The sequence below is a fragment of the Bradyrhizobium sp. genome (assembly GCF_016462955.1).
Classification (GTDB): domain Bacteria; phylum Pseudomonadota; class Alphaproteobacteria; order Rhizobiales; family Xanthobacteraceae; genus Bradyrhizobium.
In genome coordinates this window covers 1-4,221 of sequence record NZ_JAEMSD010000521.1, presented here as the reverse complement: position 1 = coordinate 4,221, position 4,221 = coordinate 1, and the positions used below count along the sequence as shown (strand labels likewise).

Here is a 4,221-nt window from a genome sequence, read left to right as displayed (position 1 = left end):
GGACGAGTTCGCCGGGTACTTCGTCCGCGGCGGGCTCCAGTTTCGATCCTCATCGTCCAGGGACACCTGTCAGCACCTTCGGCTCGACTGGCAGAATCGCGCGGGAGTCAATACCCTTTCCGCTGCGCGATCCTGCTTTCATCGCCTACTCGGTCGCTGGGGTGAAGCACCACCCGATCGCCCGCAACGAGGCCGGAGAGGACCTCCGTCATGCGGTGGTTCCGGTGCCCGAGGCTCACCGGGACGGAAATGAGCGTCTGCGCCCGCTGGAATTCGGTGCGGGCGAAGTCCAGCGCGGCGTCGATCCGCTGCACCTCGGCCTCCTGCTGCTGGATGGCGGCATCCGCAGCCAAGACTTTGGCTTGGAGCTGATCCCGCGAACGCACGTCGATGAAACCCGGAAGCGTCGGCTGCATCACGGCGACAACGGTTTGGCCAGCGACCACCTCGTCGCCGACGTGAAGCGAAGGACCGTGCTTGCCGAGCGGATGCGAGATCCTCAGGACTTTTCCTGCGATCGGCGCCGAGACCGTGTAGACGTGGCGGACACGCGTCTTGCCGTCATCGTCGGCCGTGACCTCGATCGGGCCTCTAGCGACGGTGGCGAGATCCACCAGAATCGGGCGTGGCCAGGCGAACCAAGCCAGTCCCCCCGCGATCGCGGCCAGGGCCGCGGCACCGATGATGCGGTTGATCCACTTTGCCGGCATGGCCAGTCTCGCGTCTTGAGGACCGCGACGAGGTTCAGTTATCGATGCGTTCGCGGATCACCGCTGCGGAGGCGACCGCAGCCAGCACCACGACCGACGTGGCGATGACGTACGTCGAATGTGCCACCACCAGCCGGACGCGCATCAGTTCTCCTGCAGGTTCGTCTTCATGACCCATGCGAGGCCGTAGCCCATCAGCCACCCCGGCGGCTGGGCGATCAGGGTGAGGAGGGTAAGCTCGAGCAGCAGGATGCGCAGCACTTCGCCGCGCGCGAAGCCGAGCACCCTAAGGCTCGCCAGCTCACGGGCGCGCTCGGAGAGCGAAATCCGGGCGTTGTTGTAGACCACTCCGAACGCGTCACGGCGGCGAGCCCGGTGTAGATGCTCGCCATCCTGGTGATGAGCAGCGCGACGGTCTTGCGGAAGTTCGCCAGCGACACCCGCTGCAGCGCCACGCCGCCGACCGACGGCATGGATTTCACCGCCGAGTAGAAGTCCTCCTTCCGATTCTCGTCGAGGCTGAGGTTCACACTGTTAACCACGGGCGCCTCGCGCATCAGCTTCCGGAGCGCCTCGATGTCCATTATTCCCCGGATGCCGAAGTAGTCCTCGACGGTGGCCACAATCGGCATCGTCACGGTGCGACGAGCGCCCTCCAGCAGATCGAGCTCGACGGTGTCGCCGGCCCCGACCCCGAGGATGTGACCGAGCATGCTGGAGATCGCGAGGCCCGTCTCCGGAAGCACGACGGGCCGGAGGTCGGCGTCGATGATGCGCCTGAGGTCGGCATCGGCGGGCCGGCCGCTGATCGTGATCCGCCTTTCGACGTTGCCGTGGCGGATCCGCACTGGCACTTCGCGGAACGGCTCCCCGGCGAGAACGCCCGGAAGCCGGCTCACCTGTTCCACCACGTTCTCGATCCGCTTCTCGGAAAAGCCGATGGTCGCGTCCTGCCGGTCGGCGAGGAAGTAAGTCACGTCGATCAGTTGCTCCATGGTGTCCCGCGTGAACAGCGAGACCACCAGGATCGCGGCCATGCCAAGCGTCGTGAACGCGGCCCGGACGGGATGCCGCGCGATGTTGCGGATCATCATCAGCGTCGGCTGCGATACGAATTGGTCGAGCTGGATGCTCGCCGGCAGCAGCAGCCGATAGACCGGCGGGGCCGACGGTTGCATGGCGACGGCCGGCGGCAGCTTCACCACTTCGCGCAGCGCGCCGATCGCGGCGGCGCCCGCGCTGAGCGCGCCCGCGGTGACGTACAGGTCCGGCGCTTTCGCGAACACCAGGAATGGGAAGTGGAAGAAGTCGCCGAACAGCCCGGTGACGCGCAATCCGAGCCATGTTCCGGCGACGCCGCCCAGCGTGATTCCGATTACGACGTTCACTGCGACGAATTTGGAGTAGTGCAGCACGATGCTGCCATCCGAATAGCCCAGCGCCTTGAGCAGACCGATCTGCTCGCGCTCGAGCGCGACCAGCCGGGTCAGGGTGAGATTGACCAGGAATGCCGCCACGAGCAGGAAGATCGGCGGAAGCGTCCGGCTCATGTTGTTGAGCATGTCGAGCTCATGATCGAGCCAGGCGTGCGGGGTCTGGTCCTTTCGGCCGTGGGCCGCCTGCCCGCCGTACGGGTCAAGCAATGCGTCGAGCCGCGCGCTTACTTCGTGCTCGGATGCTCCGGGCTGCAACTTGACCGATACCGCCGAAAAAGCGCCGTCGAGATCGTAGACGCCGGCGAGCGCCTTCTCTGACATCCAGACGATGGCGTAGCAGCGGTCGTCCGGCATCAGGTCGCCCGGCCCGACGGTGTAGACGAACTCGGGGGACAGCGCCGTGCCGACGATGACGAGTTCGCGCTTCTTTCCGTTCAGGATGGCCGAAAAGCGCGCACCCTCGGCGAACCCGTGAGCCCGCGCGAAGGGCTCGTTGACCAGCACCTCATCCGTCCGACCCGCCTCCGGAAGGCGTCCGGAACGGATGTAGAGCCGGTTGAGATACGGCTCGCCGTTGTCAGGCAGCGAAACGAACTGGCCGCTGGCGGGCTCCGAGAACCCAGGAATGTCCAGCAACGCGAGCTTGGCGATCCGGGTGTCGACGGCGGGCGACGCCGGGTATCTCGCCGATCCTGCAGGCGAGCGCCTTGGGGGCGCGCTTCACTTGCGCGAACACGTCGCCGAAGCCGTAGCGTTCGTAGTACGCGATCCGGGTCTCCTCCAGCGATGGGAGCCGACCGCGAGCACCAGCGTCGCCACGCCGGCCCCGACGACCAGCGCGACGGCGAGGACCTGAGCCCAGAGCCGCCTGACGTCCCGGAACAGCTTGATGTCGAGCGCCGTCATGCCGTCACTACGTGAACTCGGCCACGTCGCGCCGGCTCTCATTCGTCCGGATCCTGGAGATCCGTCCCTCGGCGAAGAACAGCACCCGGTCCGCGACCTCCTGGATGCTGGCGTTGTGCCTGATGATGACGGTCGTTGTGCCGAGCTGCCGGTTCACCCCGAGCAGCGCCTCGATGACGCGAATACCGGTTTTCGAGGCCAGCGCCCCGTCGGCTCGTCGCAGAGCAGCACGGCCGGGCGTTTCGCGATCGCGCGGGCTATCGCCACGCGCTGCTGCCCGCCGCCGGATAGCTGGCCGGAAAGTGGTGCATGCGCTCTTCCAGGCCGACGAGCGCAAGAGCGTCGGCGGGTCGCATCGGGTCTCTGGCTACCTCGGTGACCTTTTCCAAAGCCGTGAGGCTCGGCACCAGATTGTAGAACTGGAAGACGAAGCCGACGTGGTCGCGGCGATACTTCGTGAGCTCGGGGTCTTCCAGGTCCGTCAGGTCGAGGTCGCGGAAGAACAGCCTGCCGCTGGTCGGGCGGTCGAGACCGCCCATGATGTTCAGCAAGGTCGTCTTGCCGCTGCCGGACGGCCCCAGCAGCACCACGACCTCCCTCTCGGCGATCTCGAGATCGACGTCGTTCAAGGCATGCACCTTCACTTCGCCGGAGACGTAGGTCTTGGTCAGTCCTTTCGCCGTGAAGACGGGCTGGGTCATGAACGGGCCGCCTCCCACGCGAAGGCCGCCAGGCTGAACGCCCATACCACGGCCATTCCCACCAGCACCCACTTGAAGTCGGAATCGATCATGAAGTTCACGGCCGCCATCCAGCCGATCGAGGCTGCGCCGGCCACCGTGGCGCCGGCCGCGGCGAGCGGATGGTGATCGCGAAAGGACGTGGCCGCCAAGGTGATCGCGAGAACGCCCGTCGCGACGATGTAGCCAACCATCACGCGAAACACGTGAACGAGCCAGGATCCCAGTTTGCCTCCGACCAGTTGCAACTCGGCCGGGGTCAATTTCATGAACCTGATGTCCTCGGGCAGCAGCGAGGGCCGGACGAACAGGAAGTAGATGCCGACGCCGATCAGCAGAACTCCCGATCCGGCGAGCAGGAGCGAGGAAAGCGTCCACCCGGCTCCTGCCTTGCGCATCGGACGGCCTCCATCAGCCGTGGCGGTAGTC

Annotated in this window: 3 protein-coding genes and 3 pseudogenes; all 6 read right to left on the bottom strand. The window is 66.1% G+C overall.

The genetic code is table 11. The features are described 5' to 3' along the window. Positions 1-248: 248 nt before the first annotated feature. Positions 249-710: pseudogene (locus tag JHD07_RS33350) on the bottom strand (secretion protein HlyD); the annotation flags it as partial. 144 nt (positions 711-854) lie between these two features. Further along, positions 855-1,058: an FtsX-like permease family protein gene (locus tag JHD07_RS39905; protein WP_366865642.1), complete on the bottom strand. Its 204-nt coding sequence runs from the start codon at positions 1,056-1,058 to the stop codon at positions 855-857. Positions 1,059-1,912: 854 nt separating this feature from the next. Next, positions 1,913-2,260: pseudogene (locus tag JHD07_RS39900) on the bottom strand (FtsX-like permease family protein); the annotation flags it as partial. Positions 2,261-2,866: 606 nt separating this feature from the next. Further along, a complete protein-coding gene (locus JHD07_RS33335) occupies positions 2,867-3,094 on the bottom strand; it encodes a hypothetical protein (protein WP_291629875.1) in 228 nt (75 codons plus the stop codon). Further along, positions 3,060-3,753, bottom strand: a pseudogene (locus tag JHD07_RS33330) (ABC transporter ATP-binding protein). The gene JHD07_RS33335 and the pseudogene JHD07_RS33330 overlap by 35 nt, the downstream one beginning before the upstream one ends. Further along, positions 3,750-4,190, bottom strand: coding sequence for a hypothetical protein (locus JHD07_RS33325; protein WP_291629873.1), 441 nt, complete (start codon positions 4,188-4,190; stop codon positions 3,750-3,752). The pseudogene JHD07_RS33330 and the gene JHD07_RS33325 overlap by 4 nt, the downstream one beginning before the upstream one ends. Between the last annotated feature and the right edge of the window lie 31 nt (positions 4,191-4,221).